The sequence below is a fragment of the Bacillus sp. RZ2MS9 genome, assembly GCF_001816185.2.
Classification (GTDB): Bacteria; Bacillota; Bacilli; order Bacillales; family Bacillaceae_G; genus Bacillus_A; species Bacillus_A cereus.
The window spans coordinates 4,850,653-4,868,569 of record NZ_CP049978.1 but is presented as its reverse complement, the minus strand read 5'-3'; the positions used below and the strand labels follow the sequence as shown (position 1 = coordinate 4,868,569).

Sequence of the window (17,917 nt, the reverse complement as noted above, 5' to 3'; positions counted from 1 at the left end):
ATGTCACCGAGAATCGGACTTACATTACAAAAAATTGTAGAAACAGCTGCAGAAATTGCAGATACAAATGGAATACAAGAAGTAACGTTAGCTTCATTAGCGCAAAGGTTAGGGATACGTTCGCCCTCACTATATAATTATGTAAAAGGGTTACAAGATGTACGGAAAAATCTTGGTATTTACGGAATAAAACAGCTGCATAACAAACTGGAAGAAGCGGCCGAGGATAAACGTATGGATGAAGCAATTCATGCATTAGGAGAAGCGTATGTAGCATTTGTCCGAAAACATCCTGGACTATATGAAGCAACTTTTTTACGAGATGAAGAAGTAAGAAAAGCAGGTGACGGAATTGTAAAGCTTTGTCTTCAAGTATTACAACAGTATGGCTTAGAAGGAGAGAATGCACTTCATGCGACACGCGGATTCAGAAGTATTTGTCATGGATTTGCTTCGATTGAACAGCAAGGCGGATTTGGTTTGCCGTTAGATCTAGATATAAGTTTACATGTATTATTGGAAACGTTTATTAAAGGGTTACGTGAATAAGAAGCAAGGTTTTTTAGTGCATATGATTCGAAAAGAATGGTAGGCTTTTTCTTATGAAATGATATTATTTTGCAGGTTTGAAAAATGTATATATCGCTAAGGAAAAGCAAACGAAACTGAATACGATGGGGTCTTGATAGGGACTAGGCTCAGAGCCCTTCTGGATTTCTGTAAGGAAGTCATGTGTTTTCATGTTCATTGCTCCTTTATATAAGAATACTTTTAATGAAGCTAATACTTACTAATAGAGTTGCACTAATAAACAATTATAAAAATGTAGTGTTACGATTTTTATAATTGTTAAGTGCTATAAATAGAAAACAAATGAGAAATAACATATGTAAAGGTATAGAAGTGAATATTGGTTTTAAATTTAATATATCAATCAACAGTTTTACATAGAAGCTTGCGTAAATGATAAAGAAGATAACTTTAACATATTTTTGCATGAGCATGCCTTCCTACCATGGTTTGTTTGAGGATTATACTGTTATTATAAGGTTAGCTTTTGAATATTTGTATTTTTCTGTAACTATAACATTTTTTTGTATTTATAAATAGATGTGATTGATTTGAAATGTAAGAAAGCTTTTTCATGAATACGATTTAAAAAGAACAGAATACTAAAGGAGAATGAAAGAAGAAAGGTAGGAGTATTCCATGCAAAATTTAACAGAGCTTGAAGTAGAAAATTTACGTCATTTGATCGGTGGACACGCAACAATTATTAACAAGTTGGAACAGTATGCACAGACGTGTACAGATCCACAATTGAAACAAATGTTACAAAAGGATGCGCAAGATGCACGAAATACGAAGCAACAATTAATGACTTTCCTAGGATAGGAGGAAGCGGAACATGAATGAAAAAGATATGGTAAATGATTATTTAGCAGGATTAAATGCAAGTTTAACAAGTTATGCAAATTATATTGCTCAGTCTGATAATGAACAGTTACACCAAACTTTAATTCAAATTCGTAATCAAGATGAAATGCGCCAACGTAATATGTATGAGTACGCAAAGCAAAAAAGTTATTACAAACCGGCAGCACCTGCGAATCCGATGATTGTGCAGCAATTAAAAAGTCAATTAAGTGCGGAATAACAGGAAAAAGAAGACGAGCGAATTTATTCGCTCGTCTTCTTTTTTATATGTCAATAAATACATAATAAATATTTTTCCAATTGTAACAAATATGACGAAAATGGAATATAACAATTCACAAAAAGGACAAATACTTTGTTCAATATTTCACAAAGCATCCATGGTTTCTATCGTGATAACCTCTATAATTAGAAGTGTAAAGAGCAAAAGAAATAGATTATATGATCAATTAGGAGAGATTGCTATGAAAAGACATACAAGAAAAATTGCAATTATCGGTACTGGATTAGTTGGATCAAGTTGTGCGTATTCCATTGTAAATCAAGGAATTTGCGAAGAGCTATTATTAATTGATATAAATCATGAACGTGCAGTTGGGGAAGCGATGGATTTATCACATTGCATTAACTTTACAAATACAAGAACAAAAGTATATGCAGGAAGCTATGAAGACTGCAAAGATATGGACATCGTTATTATTACAGCAGGGCCAGCACCAAAACCTGGACAAAGTCGCTTAGATACTTTAGGAGCGAGTGCGAAGATTATGGAAAGTGTTGTTGGCGGCGTAATGGAAAGTGGATTTGATGGTATTTTCTTACTTGCATCGAACCCAGTTGATATTATTACATATGAAGTGTGGAAATTATCTGGATTACCTAGAAATCGCGTAATCGGTACTGGTACATCACTAGATTCTTCTCGCTTAAGAACAATTTTATCTGAAATGTTACATGTAGACCCTCGTAGTATTCATGGGTATTCATTAGGAGAACATGGTGATTCTCAAATGGTTGCTTGGTCTCATGTAACTGTTGGTGGAAAGCCAATTCTGCAAATTTTAGAAGAACAAAAAGAACGATTTGGTGAAATAGATTTAGATGAAATTGTTGAGAAGACTGCAAAAGCTGGTTGGGAAATTTATAAACGTAAAGGAACTACTTATTACGGAATTGGAAATTCTCTAGCATATATTGCGAGTTCCATCTTTAATGATGATCACCGTGTCATTGCTGTATCAGCCATTTTAGATGGTGAGTATGGTGAATATGATATTTGTACAGGAGTACCCGCTATTATTACTAGAGACGGTATAAGAGAAGTTGTAGAACTCAATTTAACAGAGGATGAAGAATCTCGATTCGCAAAATCAAACGATATTTTACGTGATTATATGAAAACAATTGGTTACTAACTTATAGAAGAAGGTGAAACAAATGAAGGAATATATAATGTCTCGTGTATTTAAAGCATCTGCTGGAATCGCACAAGGTATTTTCGTATCCCTCGGAATTGGTTTACTGATCGAAAATATAGGAAGAATTGTTGATATACCATTACTTATTACAATCGGAGTTGTTGCAAAATCACTAATGGCACCGGCAATTGGTGCCGGAATTGCTTTTATGCTCGGTGCAAACGGTCTTGTAATCTTCTCAGCGATGGTAGCCGGAGCAATTGGTGCCGGATCCATTTCAATTACTGAAGCTGGTCTAATTATTAAAACAGGTGAGCCAATCGGTGCATTATTAACAGCAACTTTAGCTGTATATATTGGTAAACGTTTAAGTGGAAAAACTGCGTTAGATATGATGCTCGTTCCATTTGCGGCCATATTAGGTTCTGGTTTAGTTGGTATTTGGTTATCTCATAATATTACTCCTGTTTTAAATACAGTTGGAGCGTTTATTAAAGATAGCTCAGCTGGTAGCCCATTCATCGCTTCTATCGTCATTGCAGTCGTTTGGGGGCTATTACTTATCTCTCCAGCTTCATCAGCTGCGTTAGCAATTGCACTTAGCTTAGACGGTGTTGCAGGTGGTGCTGCTCTTGCCGGATGCGTCGCTCAGTTTATCGGATTCTCTGTCATCTCAGCGAAAGAAAATAATTTAGGTGGCATATTAGCTCAAGCACTTTGTACTCCGAAAGTACAGTTACCAAATATCACTAAAAATCCAATGATTCTCGTCCCAACTGTCGTTGCCAGTGCTATAGTCGGTCCAGTATCCGCATTAATTTTCCAACTGGAAGCAGGAAAGGAAATTGCAGGTCTTGGATTAAGTTCTCTTATCGCACCAATTAATTTAATTTCCAGCCAAGGATGGGAAGTTCTCCCGGCGATGGTAATTACTTATATCGTCATTCCAGTAGCTGTTTCTTATATACTTTACATTGCTCTTAAAAAAGCAGGTCGTATTCACTCTGGTGATATGACTGTACCGCAATCTTAAATTGAAAATCTCCTTAATAATAGATAAAAGCAGACTGATAAGCCACAGTCTGCTTTTTTGTCATGCTACATTCTATGATTTTGTTTTACTGGAACTCTTATCGGTTCTTTGGCCAATAAGAGCTGAACGCCGAAGTAAAGTATGCTTGCAAGCGTCATTCCAGAAACGGCATCTACAAAGGCATGCTGCTTCGTAAATAGCGTTGATAAAATAATAAGTGTACCGAAGAAAGTAAGGATGTAATATTCAAAAGCATGCTGTTCTCTACGCTTAAAGGCAGCTAACATAATTACGAATGTAGTAAGAACGTGAATGCTAGGGAAACAGTTTACAGGTTGATCGATACTATAAATATAGCGAACTAGTTCAGAAAATACATCTGTTCCAACGACAGTCGGACGCGGTACAGTTGTTTGCCAAAAATAATAAATAGAAAAACAAGCAAGCTTTCCAAAAATAACACTACTTAAAGTGACATAATATTGCTTTCGGTCAGCAAAGCAGTAATAAATAAGTGCGCCGTATAAGTATGGAAACCAAAGTAAATAAGGAATAATAAATGCTTTTACAAATGGAATCCAATCATCTACTACAGTTGTAACGTCTACTGCGTGAACAGTCGATTTATTTAATACGTCGTAAAGGGGACTTACGAGCACGAGTAGAAGTATATAACTTAACGGAAGAAAAGATGAAAGTTTAAATTTCTTCATGTTGATCTCCTATGTTTAGTAATGTAAGTAAATTCAATTGATTATAATATAGAAACGTGAATTGGGCTATCGATTTTACTTACATTTTCTTGAATTAACCTTACGTTTTTGTCACTTGACTAAAAAGAAGGAGAGGGTGCTAAATGAAGCGTTTATCGTATTTCTTATTTTTTATATTGATATGCCTAGTAGGTGCTGGGTGTGCAAAGGATAAAGCAGGAGAGAAATTAGAATATAACGGAAGAGCACTCGTAATTGGAGTTGTTGGAGAAAAGCCGAAAGATACGTTTAGGAATGTAAAGTTTGAAGAAATGAAGTTAGAGGAACTGGAAAAGAAATCTAAGGAAGTGGATGGTTTTCTAATAATGAAAGATCACTTTCAAGAAGCCTCAACAGAGCAGTATAAAAATGTATTTTCATCGCTAAAGAAACCAGTGTTTTTTATCGGTTTACAAGATAAATCATATTCAATTTTTATTACAAAAGGAATAGAGTATAACAGTGCACGAAAAGATGTAAATGCTATGTATACGCAAGGCTTTGCAAATATCGGAAGTGGTGAAGGGCAACAATGGGCAATTGGTTTATCTAATGGTGGAAATACAGAAGAAAGTATTCATAATATGTATATCGTCGTATTTCAAACCATCGCAGATTATTTGAATAGATGATGAGGGAGTCTGTAAACGAGGCTTCTTATTTTTTAATCAAACGTTTGTTTAAGCTGTATGTTCGGTAGGAAGAAACTGATGTAACTCAATGGTTAACAAAGAGAAATGGAGAATTAATCAAACGTTTGTTTAAGCTGTATGTTCGGTAGGAAGAAACTCCTGTAGTTCAAAGGTTAAGAAAGAAAAATGGAGAATTAATCAAACGCTTGTTTAAGATATATGTTTGGTGCAGAATCTAAAAAATTTATATATTTATTTTTTTCTTAACAAATGGCGGAAAAATAAGAAAAATTCGCAGGATTATTAAAAATTATCACGAAATAAGTAAAAGTTTAGCGAATAATGGTTTGAAATAATAAAACGTTTTCTATATGATAAAGGTAAAGGTTAGTAAAAAAGTAGGTGAATTTATGACAGTAACATTTTATTCATATCCAAAGTGTGGCACATGTCAAAAGGCAAAGAAATGGTTTGAGGCAAACGATGTAGCATATGAGATGATTCATATTGTTGAAAATCCACCATCAAAAGAAGATTTACGTAATTTACATGAAAAAAGTGAATTACCATTAAAAAAATTCTTTAATACAAGTGGAATGCGTTACCGTGAACTTGGTCTAAAAGATAAGTTGAAAGATGCAAGCGAAGACGAAATGTATGAGCTTTTAGCATCTGATGGCATGTTGATTAAACGTCCAATTGTAACAGATGGAACGAATGTAACACTTGGTTTTAACGAAGAGCAGTTTGAAAGTGTGTGGAAAAAGTACCAATAAGGTATTTTTACATAATTAATACATTCACTGGAGGTACAGTCATGAGCATTCCAAATAATTTACGTTACTCTGAAGAACACGAATGGGTAAAAACTGAAGGTAATGAAGTTGTTATCGGTATCACTCACTTTGCACAAGGTGAGCTAGGCGATATCGTATTCGTTGAACTTCCTGAAGTAGGTGCAACAATCGAAGCTGACGAGCCATTCGGAAGCGTAGAATCTGTTAAAACAGTTTCTGAGTTATACGCACCTGTAAGCGGTAAAGTTGTAGCAGTAAACGAAGAATTAAGTGACCAACCAGAACTTGTTAACGAATCTCCATACGAGGGTGCATGGATGGTTAAAGTTGAACTTTCTGATGCAAGCCAAGTTGAGAAGTTATTAACTGCAGAAAAATATGCAGAAATGACAAATCAAGACTAATTATAGTCGACTAAAGGACAGCCTTTGTGCTGTCCTTTTTTATTTTGTGTGAAATAATGAAATTCAAGTTATATGTAAATAAATAAGCTATTATGAGAAAAACTGTTTTGTGGTAAGGTTTCATAAGTCTTCACAATCTAAACGAGCCGCTTGCGCTTTTCATTGTCCAGCTCTAGCGGCTAGATTGTTCGGTGGCTTCGCTTCTTCCTGTAAGGCCAAAAGCGCCTTTACGTCAGAAGCTCCATCCCCCTCACAATCTGAAAGAGCCGCTTGCGCTTTTCATTGTCCATCTCCACCTCCTAGCCCTTCATGTCTAAGAACCTTCCGTACGAGAAGACAAAAAGCGTCTTCTGTACGAAAGAACCTTAGCCAACAGGGCTAAACAGTCGGTTCCGCTTTTCGTTGTCTAGCTCCAGCGGCTAGAACAGTCGGTCATTTCACTCCTTCACTTGAGGCAAAAGGCGCCTCTAGTTCAGGAGTTCGGGTGCCCTCCTGTTCTAAACGAGCCGCTTCCGCTTTTCTTTTGCAAAAATAAACAGGAAACAACATGAAAATAACGAATATACTATATACTAAGTTCAAGGTTATATAGTATATGGTGATCGGGTGATGACATATGATTTATGTAGAAAAAGTCATTATTGTAGAAGGTACATCAGATAGAAGAAAGATTGAATCTATTATTCGTGAACCGGTGGAAATTGTTTGTACAAATGGTACAATTGGTTTGTCGAAAATGGATGAGCTCGTTGATCAGTTTTTTGATAAGGAAGTGTATGTGCTAGTGGATGCTGATGATGCTGGAGAAAAGTTAAGGAAACAATTTCGAAAAGAATTTCCGCAAGCCGAGCATATCTATATTGATCGCTCGTACCGAGAAGTGGCAACTGCGCCATCTACACACTTAGCAAATGTATTATGGGGAGCCGACATTGACGTTTATACAGAATATTTACGGTAAGGAATGATAGAAGTGATTGATTGGACAGGAGCCGAAGCTACAGCCCTAATAGAGAACGAAGAAAAAACAGTATTATATGTATATACTCCAATGTGTGGAACATGCCAATTAGCAAAAAAGATGTTAACAGTTGTTGAGATGACAATTGAAGGCCTCAAAATTGGGATGTTAGATTTAAATTATGCTCCGTATTTAGCGAAAGAGTATGGGATTGAAAGTGTACCTTGTTTACTTGTTTTTGAAAATGGGACACTGATGAAGAAGATATACGCATTTCATTCGGTTGAATATTTATATACGGAATTAAAGTAGGCGGCAAAATTTTTGCCGCCTCGACATATTTCTTGGGAAATATGTCGAGATGCAGGGTGGATACAGTATTTGTCGAGCGAAAATAACAGGATTGCTCTTTAGTGAGAGGGAATGGTATGTAATAGAAAGTGATATGAAGGATGTGATTTAGGGTGAGATTATATTCTTTGCTTCAATCATTTGTAAATTACGCTAATGGTCAATATCATTTAGAACCGCTTTTAAGACAAGAAGAAAAAACTGTTAATTTTCGCTTTGGAGATGAAAGTTGTTCGTTACAAATTTCAAGAGATTATATAGAGCTGGTACATGAGGAAAGAGGAACGGAACAAATCATTTGCTTAGATGAAAAGGATATAGAACAATTGGTGAATGGAAATGTACGATTGCAAATGTTAATGAACGATGGACGTGTACAATATTCAGGAACGTACCGAACGATGTTATTAGTGGAATCGATGTTTCATATATGTAAACCGATGTCAGTAGGTGCTTAAAATTCTGAAGTTTCATTTTTTGCGAAAATTTCTGTTGACATGGTGAGTGTATATTGATACAATTCAAGTCATAAAATATAGACAATTTCATAAATTTCAAATCAGACGAAAATTGAATCTGATTTCTCTTATCAAGAGAGGTGGAGGGACTGTGCCCTGTGAAGCCCGGCAACCGTCAACTTATGTTGAAATGGTGCCAATTCCTGCAAAGCGAATGCTTTGAGAGATGAGAGAGAGGGATAATGTTGTTATATACGCATATAAACCTTTCTGCTTCTCTAAAGCAGAAAGGTTTTTTTATTGTTTGAATGTGGAGGACATTCAAATAATAAAAGTAATGATAACAGTGGACTACACGCATTAAAAATAAAAAATTGCGGAGTCGATCCAAACAAAAAAGGGGTGATACACCATGATTCTATTAGAGAATGTAAAGAAAATATATAAAGCAAAAAGCGGTGATGTCACTGCTGTAGATAACGCCAATTTAAAAATAGAAAAAGGTGAAATATTTGGTGTTATTGGATATAGCGGCGCTGGGAAAAGTTCTTTAATCAGATTGTTTAATCAGTTAGAGAAACCGACTTCTGGCCAAATTACAATTGCGAATCGTGTTATATCAGCAATTACAGGAAGTGAACTTCGTAAGGCAAGGCAAGAAATCGGAATGATTTTTCAACACTTCAACTTACTTTGGTCGCGAACTGTACGTGAAAATATAGAGTTTCCACTTGAAATTGCAGGTGTTGATAAAGCGAAGAGAAGAAAACGTGTTGATGAATTAATTCATCTTGTTGGATTAGAAGGAAGAGGAGACGCATACCCATCTCAGCTGAGTGGAGGACAAAAGCAACGCGTTGGGATTGCAAGAGCATTAGCTAACAATCCACAAGTGCTTTTATGTGATGAAGCAACGTCAGCGCTTGATCCGGAAACGACAGATCAAATTTTGGATTTACTATTAGACATTAATAAGCGCCTTGGTTTAACAATTGTACTCATTACACATGAGATGCACGTGATTCGAAAGATATGTAACCGAGTAGCGGTAATGGAGAGAGGAAAGATTGTAGAAACAGGTCCAGTACTTGATGTATTCCGTAATCCGAAGCAAGATATTACGAAACGATTTGTACAGCAGTTAACAGATTCTGAAGATACAAATGAAACAATTGAAAGTTTAATTGAAAAATATCCAGATGGAAAAGTAATTCGTTTGCAGTTTATCGGTGAGGCTGTAGAAAGACCAGTGCTTCAACGATTAATGCAACGCAGTGATATAGAAGTTAGCATTTTGCAAGGAAATATTGCACAAACGAATAACGGTTCTTACGGTAGTTTAGTTGTTCATTTAAATGGTGAGGAAACAGCGATCCAGCAAGCAATAGAAGGAATTCATCAAGATCAAGTAGAGCTGGAGGTGATTGCACATGGATAAGTTACTCGCAAATGTTGATTGGAATCAAATGTTAGAAGCAACTGGTGAAACGTTATATATGACGGCAATCGCAGCTCTTGCGACATTTGTTTTAGGACTAATTTTAGGATTGTTACTCTTCATGACAGCAAAAGATAATTTATGGGAAAACAAATCAATTAATACGGTGATTGGAGCATTCGTAAATATATTCCGCTCTATACCGTTCATCATTTTAATTATTTTATTAATCCCATTTACAAAGATTCTTCTTGGAACAATTCTTGGAGCAAGTGCAGCTCTGCCGGCTTTAATTATTGGAGCCGCACCATTCTACGCGAGAATGGTTGAAATTGCACTTCGCGAAATTGATAAAGGTGTAATTGAAGCTTCAAAAGCAATGGGAGCAAAAACAAGCACAATTATTTTGAAAGTGTTAATTCCAGAATCATTACCAGCATTAGTATCTGGTATTACGGTTACGACAATTGCTTTAGTAGGCTATACAGCAATGGCGGGAGTTGTTGGTGCTGGTGGCCTTGGAACACTTGCTTACTTAGAAGGATTCCAGAGAGGGAATAACGATGTAACAATCGTTGCGACAATTTGTGTATTACTAGTTGTATTTTTAATCCAGTGGATTGGTGATAGTTTAACGACTCGAATAGATAAACGATAATAAAAACGGGAGGATATTTTAAATGAAAAAATTATTACTTACGGCACTTATTTCAACTTCAATTTTTGGGTTAGCTGCTTGTGGCGGGAAAGATAAAGATGAAAAGAAACTTGTTGTTGGTGCTTCTAACGTACCGCATGCTGAAATTTTAGAAAAAGCAAAACCGTTACTTGAGAAAAAAGGAATTGAATTAGAAGTGAAAAAATTCCAAGATTACGTGTTGCCAAATAAATCGTTAGCGGATAAGGAATTAGATGCAAACTATTTCCAGCATATTCCGTATTTAGAAAAAGAAATTAAAGATAAAAAATATGATTTTGAAATAGCAGGGAAAATTCATATTGAACCAATTGGTGTATATTCTCAAAAATATAAGAGTTTAAAAGAACTTCCAGACGGGGCGACAATTATTATGAGTAATTCCGTTACTGACCATGGACGTGGTTTAGCAATTTTACAAAAAGAAGGCATTTTAAAAATTAAAGACGGAGTAGATCCAGTTAGTGCAACTCCAAAAGATATTGCAGATAATCCGAAACACTTAAAATTCAAAACGGATATTGAGCCTGGTTTGTTGCCACAAGTGTATAACAATAAAGAAGGCGACGCTGTTTTAATTAACTCGAACTATGCAATTGATGCGAAATTAAACCCAGAAAAAGATGCAATTGCAATTGAAGGCGATGATTCTCCATACGCAAACGTACTAGTGGTTCGTAAAGGTGATAAAGATAAAAAAGCGATTAAAGAGCTTGTAGAAGTATTACATTCTAAAGAAATTGAAGACTTTATTACTAAAGAATATAAAGGTGCAGTTGTTCCTGTAAAAGAATAATTGCTGAAAAAGGGCTGGTGTATGCCGGTCCTTTTTTACTACATAACTATAGGGAGAAGGGGACGTCATATGAAAAAGATTCTATTGTCAGTTGTTACAGCATTATCTGTATTTACATTAGCTGCTTGCGGAGGGAAGGAAGAGAATAAGCTTGTTGTGGGAGCTTCTAACGTGCCGCACGCTGTTATTTTAGAAAAGGCACAGCCGATACTAGAGAAAAAGGGTATTAAATTAGAGATTAAAAAGTTCCAGGATTATGTTCTGCCGAATAAAGCGTTAGCGGATAAGGAAATTGATGCGAACTACTTCCAGCACATTCCTTACTTAGATAAAGAAATTCAAGAAAAGGGATATAAAATTGTAAACGCAGGAAAAATCCATTTAGAGCCGATGGGTATTTATTCTAAGAAGTATAAAAGCTTAAAAGACTTACCAGATGGCGGGACAGTGATTATGAGTAATAACGTAGCGGAGCGTGGCCGTATGCTAGCACTGTTACAAAAAGGCGGCGTTATTAAATTAAAAGACGGAGTAGATGTTGTTAAGGCAACAGTAAAAGATATAGTCGAAAATCCGAAAAACTTAAAGTTTAAAACAGATGTAGAGCCTGGATTGTCACCAAAGCTGTATGAAAATAATGAAGGTGATGCTTTATTTATTAATTCAAACTATGCAATTGATGCAAAATTAAATCCAACAAAGGATGCAATTGCGATTGAAGGAGCAGACTCTCCGTATGCAAACATCATTGCAGTTCGTAAAGGTGATGAGAAGAAAAAAGAAATTAAAGAGCTAGTAGAAGTGCTACATTCAAAAGAAATTCAAGATTTTATTAATAAAGAATATAAAGGTGCTGTACTTCCGGTAAGTGAATAAATATAAGGAAAGGGCTGGAAAATTACCAGTCCTTTTTTCTTTATATAAATAAGAAGAAAGGTGTATCATAGAAAGATGTGAAGGAAATACTTATATACATTTGTGAAAAAACGGTTACTTTTTTTCGTCGTTTGCGATATCATTTTATTTGATATAAAATTAGAATGAGAATAAAATGAGAATATGAACGTTTTAGGAATTTTTAAAATGTATATATAGGATTAATGGAGGTATTGAGATGGCTGGTTCTACATTAACGGTTAAAGACTTACACGTATCAATTGATGGCAAAGAAATTTTAAAGGGTGTAAACCTTGAAGTAAAAGGTGGAGAAATCCACGCAATTATGGGACCTAACGGAACAGGTAAATCAACTTTATCTTCTGCAATTATGGGTCACCCAAAGTATGAAGTAACAGAAGGTAGCATCATCATCGACGGTGAAGATGTATTAGAAATGGAAGTAGACGAGCGCGCACAAGCGGGTCTATTCCTAGCAATGCAATATCCAAGTGAAATTAGCGGAGTAACAAACGCTGACTTCTTACGTTCTGCAATTAACGCACGTCGTGAAGAAGGCGATGAAATTTCTCTTATGAAATTTATCCGTACATTAGATAAAAATATGGAATTCCTAGAAATGGATCCAGAAATGGCACAACGTTACTTAAACGAAGGTTTCTCTGGTGGAGAGAAAAAACGTAATGAAATCCTTCAATTAATGATGATTGAGCCAAAAATCGCAATCTTAGATGAAATCGACTCAGGTCTTGATATCGATGCATTAAAAGTGGTATCTAAAGGTATTAACGAAATGCGCGGCGAAGAGTTCGGTTGCCTAATGATTACGCATTACCAACGTTTATTAAACTACATCACTCCAGACTTCGTTCACGTTATGATGAACGGTCGTATCGTTAAATCTGGTGGCCCTGAGCTTGCACAACGTCTAGAAGCTGAAGGTTACGACTGGATTAAAAAAGAATTAGGTATTGAAGACGAAACAACAGAGCAAGAAGCGTAAGAGAGGAGCATAAACATGACAATCGGTACATTACCTTTCGATCAAGAAACAATCCGTCAACGCGCAAGCGAAGTAAACGAAGCTGCTTGGTTGACTGAGTTCCGCTTACAAGCTCTTGCACAAGCAACTGAACTTCCAATGCCAACGCCTGATAAAACGAAAATTGACAAATGGGACTTTATCGGAAAAGGCGACGCTGCTAAGCAAGAGCCTGTAAGTTCTTTAACTGAACTTCCAGAAGCAGTGAAAAACTTAATCGATGAAAATAACAGCGTATTAGTACAACGCACTGGTACAACTGCATTCGTTTCTTTAGCAGACGAAGCAAAAGAAAAAGGTGTTATTTTTACAGACATCGTAACAGCAGCAACTGAGCATGCTGAACTAGTACAAAAGTACTTAATGAAAGACGGCGTGAAAGTAGACGAGCATCGTCTAACTGCACTTCATGCTGCATTAATCAACGGTGGTGCATTCGTATATGTTCCGAAAAACGTTGTTCTTGAAACTCCACTTCAAGCTGTATTCTTAGTAGACGGCGAAGAAGCTAACGTATATAACCACGTACTATTCGTAGCTGATGCGAACAGTACTGCAACTTATGTAGAAAACTATGTTGCAAATGAAAATGCTAAAGGTATTGCAAATATCGTAGCAGAAGTAATCGTGGAACAAGGCGCACAAGTGAAATTCGGTGCGGTTGATCTATTAGCAAAAGACGTAACAACTTACGTTAACCGCCGCGGCGTTGTAGGACGCGACGGCCGTATTGATTGGGCTCTAGGCCTTATGAATGACGGAAACACAATTTCAGAGAACGTTACGAACTTAATGGGCGACGGTTCATATGCTGATACGAAAACAGTAACAATTGGCCGTGGTAACCAAACACAAAACTTTACAACTAAAGTTGTTCACTTCGGTAAACATTCTGAAGGTTGGATTTTAAAACACGGTGTACAAAAAGATAGTGCAACATCTATCTTTAACGGAATTGGTAAGATTGAACACGGTGCATCTAAATCAAATGCACAACAATCTTCTCGCGTTCTTATGTTAGATGAAAAAGCTCGCGGTGATGCAAACCCAATTCTTTTAATCGACGAAGATGATGTAATGGCAGGTCACGCAGCTTCAGTAGGTCGCGTAGATCCAGTCCAACTATACTACTTGATGAGCCGTGGTATTCCAAAACGCGAAGCAGAACGTTTAGTCATCCATGGATTCTTAGCACCTGTAGTTAATGAGCTTCCAATTGAAGGAGTAAAGGCACAGCTTGTTGAGGTAATTGAAAGGAAAGTTCGCTAATGAATATTCATGAAATACGCAAACAGTTTCCAATTCTTGATCAAAAAGTGAACGGCAAACAACTTGTTTATTTCGATAGTGCAGCAACTTCTCAAAAACCAATTCAAGTCATTGAAACGTTAGAACGTTACTATAAAGAATATAATTCTAACGTGCATCGCGGTGTTCATACGCTCGGTACGAAAGCTACCGACGCGTATGAAGGTGCACGTGAGAAAGTTCGCAAGTTTATCAATGCGAAATCAATGGAAGAGATTATTTTCACGCGCGGAACGACAACTGCATTAAATACAGTAGCGGCTAGCTATGGTCTTGAAAATGTAAAAGAGGGCGATGAAATCGTTATTTCTTACATGGAGCACCATAGTAATATCATTCCGTGGCAACAAGTTGCGAAGAAAACTGGTGCAACTTTAAAATATCTTCCGCTTCAACCAGATGGGACAATTTCAATAGAAGATGCTCGTCAAACAATTACACCGAATACAAAAATCGTTTCTATCATGTATGTTTCTAACGTACTTGGAACGATTAACCCTGTAAAAGAAATCGGAGCAATTGCACACGAAAATGGCGCAATTATGGTCGTTGACGGTGCACAAAGTACACCTCACATGAAAGTAGATGTACAAGATTTAAACTGTGATTTCTACGCATTATCTGCTCATAAGATGTGTGGCCCTACAGGTATCGGCGTATTATATGGTAAAAAAGAATTGCTAAACAATATGGAGCCAATTGAATTTGGTGGTGAAATGATTGATTTCGTAGATTTACAAGAATCTACTTGGAAAGAGCTTCCGTGGAAGTTTGAAGCAGGTACACCGATTATCGGTAATGCAATCGGACTTGGTGCGGCAATTGATTTCCTAGAAGAAATCGGTCTTGATAATATTGAAAAGCATGAGCATGAATTAGCGCAATACGCTTTAGAAAGACTATCAGAAGTAGATGGCGTTACAATTTATGGTCCAAAGCATCGCGCTGGTCTTGTTACATTTAATATTGAAGACGTACATCCTCACGATGTAGCGACTGTATTAGATGTAGAAGGCATTGCAGTTCGCGCAGGACATCACTGTGCACAACCGCTTATGAAGTGGCTAAAAGCTTCTTCAACAGCACGTGCGAGCTTCTATTTATATAATACAAAAGAAGAAATTGATACATTTGTTGACTCGCTAATCAAGACAAAGGAGTATTTCACAAATGTCATTTAATAATTTAGATACGTTATATCGTCAAGTTATTATGGATCATTATAAAAATCCTCGTAACCATGGCGTATTAGAAGATAGTGTTACCGTTAACTTGAACAATCCAACTTGCGGCGATCGTATTCAACTTACGATGAAAGTAGAAGAAGGTATTGTGCAAGAGGCGAAGTTTGAAGGCGAAGGATGTTCAATCTCAATGTCTTCAGCTTCAATGATGACACAAGCAGTAAAAGGTAAGAAAATTGAAGAAGCACTTCAGCTTTCGAAAATTTTCTCTGACATGATGCTAGGAAAAGAGTACGATGACAGCATCGATTTAGGAGATATTGAAGCATTACAAGGCGTATGCAAGTTCCCTGCACGTATTAAATGTGCAACATTAGCGTGGAAAGCGTTAGAAAAGGGCTTAAACGAAGATAAGTAATGTTAAAGGTTCCTAAAAACGAGGTTATCTAAGGAGGGACACACCAACATGGCGAAGCAACTGCCAGATATCGGCGATTATAAATATGGTTTCAAAGACAAAGACGTTTCGATTTTCCGTGCTGGACGCGGTTTAACAAAAGAAATCGTTGAAGAAATTTCACGTATGAAAGAAGAACCACAGTGGATGTTAGACTTCCGTTTAAAATCACTGGATAAGTTCTACGAAATGCCAATGCCACAATGGGGCGGCGACTTAAACGACTTAGATTTCGATGAAATTACGTACTACGTAAAACCATCTGAGAAATCTGAGAAGTCTTGGGATGAAGTACCTGATGAAATTAAAGCAACATTTGATAAATTAGGTATTCCAGAAGCTGAGCAAAAATATTTAGCTGGTGTATCTGCACAGTACGAATCTGAAGTTGTATACCACAACATGAAAGAAGACCTAGAAGCTCTAGGAATCGTCTTCAAAGATACAGATAGCGCATTAAAAGAGAACGAAGATATTTTCCGTGAACATTTCGGAAAAGTAATCCCACCAACAGACAACAAATTCTCTGCATTAAACTCTGCAGTTTGGTCTGGTGGATCATTCATCTACGTTCCAAAAGGTGTTAAAGTTGATACACCACTTCAAGCGTATTTCCGTATTAACTCTGAAAATATGGGACAATTCGAACGTACGCTTATCATTGTAGACGAAGGCGCACACGTACACTACGTAGAAGGTTGTACAGCACCTGTTTACACTACTAACTCACTTCACAGTGCGGTAGTAGAAATCATCATTAAAAAAGATGCTTATTGCCGTTATACAACAATCCAAAACTGGGCGAACAACGTATACAACCTAGTTACAAAACGTGCGGTTTGTGAAGAAAACGCAACGATGGAATGGATTGACGGTAACATCGGATCTAAATTAACGATGAAATACCCAGCAGTTATCTTAAAAGGCGAAGGCGCTCGTGGTTTAACATTATCTATCGCGATTGCTGGTAAAGGCCAACACCAAGATGCTGGTGCGAAAATGATTCACTTAGCACCAAACACGTCTTCAACAATCGTTTCTAAATCGATTGCGAAGCATGGTGGTAAAGTAACTTACCGTGGTATCGTACACTTCGGACCAAAAGCGAAAAACTCTCGCTCTAACATCGAGTGTGACACGTTAATCATGGATAACCAATCTACATCTGATACAATTCCTTACAACGAAATCAAAAACGATTACGTTTCACTTGAGCACGAAGCGAAAGTATCTAAAGTATCAGAAGAACAATTATTCTATCTAATGAGCCGTGGTATTTCTGAGCAAGAAGCTACAGAAATGATCGTAATGGGCTTCATTGAACCATTCACTCGCGAACTTCCAATGGAATACGCAGTTGAAATGAACCGCCTAATCAAGTTTGAGATGGAAGGTTCTATTGGTTAAATAGAAATGCGGAGCCGACTGTTCAGACCCGTTGGCTAAGGTTCTTTCGCACAGAAGATGCTTTTTATCTTCTCGTGCGGAAGGTTCTTAGACATGAGGGTCTAGGAGGCGAAGCTGGACAATATTTAAAAGTGGCAGCGGCTTATTCTAGCCGCTGGAACTGGATAATATATGTATGAAGAAAGCGTCCTGCTGTGCAGGGTGCTTTTTTGTTTTGCGGATTTGTCTTGGCTTGGCTCGGGAGAGGATACCCGGGTGGGTGTTCAGCTGAATATATCAACGATTTTTCAAATATATCGATCATAAACGGGAATATATCAACGATTATTTCAATATATCAACGTTTCGACAAGGAATATCGATTTGTCGACAAGATAAGACAAAAGAAAATCCTCACATACCCCAAACATTTTATAAGAACAGAGAACGACTAGGTTTAAGACAAAGA

21 protein-coding genes and 1 riboswitch are annotated in these 17,917 nt (G+C 36.8%); of the genes, 20 read left to right on the top strand and 1 reads right to left on the bottom strand.

What is annotated here, in order from left to right:
- The 5 genes from BHV55_RS24980 to BHV55_RS24960 all read left to right on the top strand — a co-directional run bounded on the left by BHV55_RS24980 (position 1) and on the right by BHV55_RS24960 (position 3,888).
- Entirely contained in the window at positions 1-549 is a 549-nt protein-coding gene (locus tag BHV55_RS24980) for a TetR/AcrR family transcriptional regulator (RefSeq protein WP_000074942.1), read from the top strand.
- Positions 550-1,209: 660 nt separating this feature from the next.
- Positions 1,210-1,395, top strand: a complete 186-nt coding sequence (locus BHV55_RS24975; RefSeq protein WP_001180555.1) for a hypothetical protein — start codon at positions 1,210-1,212, stop codon at positions 1,393-1,395.
- A gap of 13 nt (positions 1,396-1,408) precedes the next feature.
- A complete protein-coding gene (locus tag BHV55_RS24970) occupies positions 1,409-1,657 on the top strand; it encodes a spore coat protein (RefSeq protein ID WP_001002987.1) in 249 nt (82 codons plus the stop codon).
- A 244-nt stretch (positions 1,658-1,901) separates the two neighbouring features.
- Positions 1,902-2,852: an L-lactate dehydrogenase gene (locus BHV55_RS24965; RefSeq protein ID WP_000820650.1), complete on the top strand. Its 951-nt coding sequence runs from the start codon at positions 1,902-1,904 to the stop codon at positions 2,850-2,852.
- Between the two features lie 22 nt (positions 2,853-2,874).
- Positions 2,875-3,888: a PTS sugar transporter subunit IIC gene (locus tag BHV55_RS24960; protein ID WP_000666178.1), complete on the top strand. Its 1,014-nt coding sequence runs from the start codon at positions 2,875-2,877 to the stop codon at positions 3,886-3,888.
- Between the two features lie 65 nt (positions 3,889-3,953).
- Here the strand turns inward: BHV55_RS24960 and BHV55_RS24955 are convergent, their stop codons facing one another.
- Positions 3,954-4,601, bottom strand: coding sequence for a phosphatase PAP2 family protein (locus BHV55_RS24955; protein WP_000713772.1), 648 nt, complete (start codon positions 4,599-4,601; stop codon positions 3,954-3,956).
- A gap of 143 nt (positions 4,602-4,744) precedes the next feature.
- On the opposite strand from BHV55_RS24955, the gene BHV55_RS24950 reads away from it, so the two are divergent.
- The 15 genes from BHV55_RS24950 to sufB all read left to right on the top strand — a co-directional run bounded on the left by BHV55_RS24950 (position 4,745) and on the right by sufB (position 17,469).
- The gene (locus BHV55_RS24950; RefSeq protein WP_000826869.1) at positions 4,745-5,272 is read left to right on the top strand and encodes a hypothetical protein; all 528 of its coding nucleotides are present in this window, start codon (positions 4,745-4,747) and stop codon (positions 5,270-5,272) included.
- A gap of 410 nt (positions 5,273-5,682) precedes the next feature.
- A complete protein-coding gene (locus BHV55_RS24945) occupies positions 5,683-6,048 on the top strand; it encodes an arsenate reductase family protein (RefSeq protein WP_000218968.1) in 366 nt (121 codons plus the stop codon).
- Positions 6,049-6,089: 41 nt separating this feature from the next.
- Complete coding sequence (gene gcvH / locus BHV55_RS24940) at positions 6,090-6,473, top strand: glycine cleavage system protein GcvH (protein WP_000026896.1); 384 nt, start codon at positions 6,090-6,092, stop codon at positions 6,471-6,473.
- 616 nt (positions 6,474-7,089) lie between these two features.
- On the top strand, positions 7,090-7,434 hold the full coding sequence (locus BHV55_RS24935; RefSeq protein ID WP_000640870.1) for a toprim domain-containing protein: 345 nt from the start codon (positions 7,090-7,092) through the stop codon (positions 7,432-7,434).
- A gap of 3 nt (positions 7,435-7,437) precedes the next feature.
- The gene (locus BHV55_RS24930) at positions 7,438-7,746 is read left to right on the top strand and encodes a thioredoxin family protein (RefSeq protein ID WP_002062684.1); all 309 of its coding nucleotides are present in this window, start codon (positions 7,438-7,440) and stop codon (positions 7,744-7,746) included.
- Positions 7,747-7,898: 152 nt separating this feature from the next.
- Positions 7,899-8,243 (top strand): hypothetical protein, encoded by a 345-nt coding sequence (locus tag BHV55_RS24925; RefSeq protein ID WP_001242139.1) that lies wholly within the window; start codon positions 7,899-7,901, stop codon positions 8,241-8,243.
- A 125-nt stretch (positions 8,244-8,368) separates the two neighbouring features.
- A riboswitch (SAM riboswitch) is annotated at positions 8,369-8,476 on the top strand.
- 179 nt (positions 8,477-8,655) lie between these two features.
- The gene (locus tag BHV55_RS24920) at positions 8,656-9,681 is read left to right on the top strand and encodes a methionine ABC transporter ATP-binding protein (protein WP_000601780.1); all 1,026 of its coding nucleotides are present in this window, start codon (positions 8,656-8,658) and stop codon (positions 9,679-9,681) included.
- Positions 9,674-10,339, top strand: a complete 666-nt coding sequence (locus tag BHV55_RS24915; protein ID WP_000359401.1) for a methionine ABC transporter permease — start codon at positions 9,674-9,676, stop codon at positions 10,337-10,339. The genes BHV55_RS24920 and BHV55_RS24915 overlap by 8 nt, the downstream gene beginning before the upstream one ends.
- Positions 10,340-10,361: 22 nt before the next feature.
- A complete protein-coding gene (gene metQ / locus BHV55_RS24910; protein ID WP_000735096.1) occupies positions 10,362-11,174 on the top strand; it encodes a methionine ABC transporter substrate-binding lipoprotein MetQ in 813 nt (270 codons plus the stop codon).
- A 69-nt stretch (positions 11,175-11,243) separates the two neighbouring features.
- Positions 11,244-12,050, top strand: a complete 807-nt coding sequence (gene metQ, locus BHV55_RS24905) for a methionine ABC transporter substrate-binding lipoprotein MetQ (protein WP_070757763.1) — start codon at positions 11,244-11,246, stop codon at positions 12,048-12,050.
- A 238-nt stretch (positions 12,051-12,288) separates the two neighbouring features.
- Positions 12,289-13,074 (top strand): Fe-S cluster assembly ATPase SufC, encoded by a 786-nt coding sequence (gene sufC / locus BHV55_RS24900; protein ID WP_000929160.1) that lies wholly within the window; start codon positions 12,289-12,291, stop codon positions 13,072-13,074.
- Positions 13,075-13,089: 15 nt separating this feature from the next.
- Positions 13,090-14,382 carry a Fe-S cluster assembly protein SufD gene (gene sufD / locus BHV55_RS24895; protein WP_000152167.1) on the top strand — a complete coding sequence of 431 codons (1,293 nt, stop codon included), beginning with the start codon at positions 13,090-13,092 and terminating at the stop codon, positions 14,380-14,382.
- A complete protein-coding gene (sufS, locus tag BHV55_RS24890; protein WP_001020760.1) occupies positions 14,382-15,602 on the top strand; it encodes a cysteine desulfurase SufS in 1,221 nt (406 codons plus the stop codon). Before sufD ends, sufS begins: the two co-directional genes overlap by 1 nt.
- A complete protein-coding gene (gene sufU / locus BHV55_RS24885; protein WP_000009523.1) occupies positions 15,592-16,023 on the top strand; it encodes a Fe-S cluster assembly sulfur transfer protein SufU in 432 nt (143 codons plus the stop codon). Before sufS ends, sufU begins: the two co-directional genes overlap by 11 nt.
- Before the next feature lie 48 nt (positions 16,024-16,071).
- A complete protein-coding gene (sufB, locus tag BHV55_RS24880; protein ID WP_001118827.1) occupies positions 16,072-17,469 on the top strand; it encodes a Fe-S cluster assembly protein SufB in 1,398 nt (465 codons plus the stop codon).
- The last annotated feature ends 448 nt before the right edge of the window (positions 17,470-17,917 follow it).

Coding starts and splice junctions, on each gene's coding strand:
- BHV55_RS24980 (WP_000074942.1), top strand. CDS start 1: ATGTCACCGAGAATCGGACTTACATTACAAAAAATTGTAGAAACAGCT.
- BHV55_RS24975 (WP_001180555.1), top strand. CDS start 1,210: ATGCAAAATTTAACAGAGCTTGAAGTAGAAAATTTACGTCATTTGATC.
- BHV55_RS24970 (WP_001002987.1), top strand. CDS start 1,409: ATGAATGAAAAAGATATGGTAAATGATTATTTAGCAGGATTAAATGCA.
- BHV55_RS24965 (WP_000820650.1), top strand. CDS start 1,902: ATGAAAAGACATACAAGAAAAATTGCAATTATCGGTACTGGATTAGTT.
- BHV55_RS24960 (WP_000666178.1), top strand. CDS start 2,875: ATGAAGGAATATATAATGTCTCGTGTATTTAAAGCATCTGCTGGAATC.
- BHV55_RS24955 (WP_000713772.1), bottom strand. CDS start 4,601: ATGAAGAAATTTAAACTTTCATCTTTTCTTCCGTTAAGTTATATACTT.
- BHV55_RS24950 (WP_000826869.1), top strand. CDS start 4,745: ATGAAGCGTTTATCGTATTTCTTATTTTTTATATTGATATGCCTAGTA.
- BHV55_RS24945 (WP_000218968.1), top strand. CDS start 5,683: ATGACAGTAACATTTTATTCATATCCAAAGTGTGGCACATGTCAAAAG.
- gcvH (WP_000026896.1), top strand. CDS start 6,090: ATGAGCATTCCAAATAATTTACGTTACTCTGAAGAACACGAATGGGTA.
- BHV55_RS24935 (WP_000640870.1), top strand. CDS start 7,090: ATGATTTATGTAGAAAAAGTCATTATTGTAGAAGGTACATCAGATAGA.
- BHV55_RS24930 (WP_002062684.1), top strand. CDS start 7,438: ATGATAGAAGTGATTGATTGGACAGGAGCCGAAGCTACAGCCCTAATA.
- BHV55_RS24920 (WP_000601780.1), top strand. CDS start 8,656: ATGATTCTATTAGAGAATGTAAAGAAAATATATAAAGCAAAAAGCGGT.
- BHV55_RS24915 (WP_000359401.1), top strand. CDS start 9,674: ATGGATAAGTTACTCGCAAATGTTGATTGGAATCAAATGTTAGAAGCA.
- metQ (WP_000735096.1), top strand. CDS start 10,362: ATGAAAAAATTATTACTTACGGCACTTATTTCAACTTCAATTTTTGGG.
- metQ (WP_070757763.1), top strand. CDS start 11,244: ATGAAAAAGATTCTATTGTCAGTTGTTACAGCATTATCTGTATTTACA.
- sufC (WP_000929160.1), top strand. CDS start 12,289: ATGGCTGGTTCTACATTAACGGTTAAAGACTTACACGTATCAATTGAT.
- sufD (WP_000152167.1), top strand. CDS start 13,090: ATGACAATCGGTACATTACCTTTCGATCAAGAAACAATCCGTCAACGC.
- sufS (WP_001020760.1), top strand. CDS start 14,382: ATGAATATTCATGAAATACGCAAACAGTTTCCAATTCTTGATCAAAAA.
- sufU (WP_000009523.1), top strand. CDS start 15,592: ATGTCATTTAATAATTTAGATACGTTATATCGTCAAGTTATTATGGAT.
- sufB (WP_001118827.1), top strand. CDS start 16,072: ATGGCGAAGCAACTGCCAGATATCGGCGATTATAAATATGGTTTCAAA.